This window comes from uncultured Campylobacter sp., from assembly GCF_938018035.1.
Lineage (GTDB): Bacteria > Campylobacterota > Campylobacteria > Campylobacterales > Campylobacteraceae > Campylobacter_B.
In genome coordinates, this window is record NZ_CALIJF010000022.1 from 1 (window position 1) to 1,089 (window position 1,089).

Consider the following 1,089-nt stretch of genomic DNA (forward strand, 5'->3'; position numbering starts at 1 on the left):
AAAAGGCGATCACCGAGTTCAACGACAGGCTCCGCTCAAACGCCAATATCCGCATTATCGAGCGTCCGCAGGCAAAAGCGCAAGGCGCAAAAACCGCTCCGAAAGTTAAAGTGCAAAAAAGGCAGTAAATTTTAAAAATCCGATGCCGTGCATTAAATTTTATAGAATTTAACGCCGATAGCGCAAGGGCAAGCGCGCAGCTCGCCCTACCGTACGTTAAATTTGATAAATTTAAAGGCTTTGCTTGATAGTAATCAACTATTTTACCGAACTTAAGAACGATAGTAGGCAATGACGAGCAAATGCACGCGATACTAGGGCAAAAAAATATTTGTCGAGAGTTTAAATTTATCTATACTAAATCGACAGCCATATTATTTATTAAAAAATTATAATTTAATAAAAGCAATAAACTTATACTTAGGGGTAATAAGATGGAGTTAATATATCTTTGGATAGAAAAGCACAAAAATATTGAAAAACAAGGCTTCAACTTAGGTTCGAAATTTAAATGCAAATACGATTGCGAGAAGAATGAACTAATTATAGACGAAAATCTAAACCACATCGATATTTTCCCCGATAATATAAAAGCAAATGCCCTAATAGGATCCAACGGAAGCGGTAAAAGCAGCATAGTAGAATTTATTTTATTATCTATGCTCGCATACAAAGGAGGCTCTGGAACAGAAATCCCTTCGAGTGGATGGCTGTTAATATACGATAAGAAGAAGGAAAAATTTTTTATATACCTTAGCGATGATGTGAATCCGAGATTGGAAAAGCCTAAAATTAATCCAAATTATAGCAAAAATTACTCTGAGGATTTAGGAAAAGAAAAATTTTTCAATATTCTTTATAATCCATCAATAGAGATGCCCAGTACTTTTATAACAAGATACAAGGACCTTACCTATTTGCTATATAGCGATGATCAAAAACCGACAAATACTGCAAATGTACTTCTATTTCCCGATAAGACAAATGGCATATTAGATATAAGACAAGCTTATAATAAATATTTGCTCAATATGTTTAAAGTAAAAAATAATAAAGGACTTGGCATAAAAAAAGTACTAGGTTATGTAT

Annotated in this window: 1 protein-coding gene; it reads left to right on the forward strand. The window is 33.7% G+C overall.

The genetic code is table 11. From position 1 onward, the window contains the following. Positions 1-434: 434 nt before the first annotated feature. Positions 435-1,089: hypothetical protein (locus Q0257_RS00670; protein WP_298020270.1), on the forward strand; the 655-nt coding region annotated here is incomplete at its 3' end.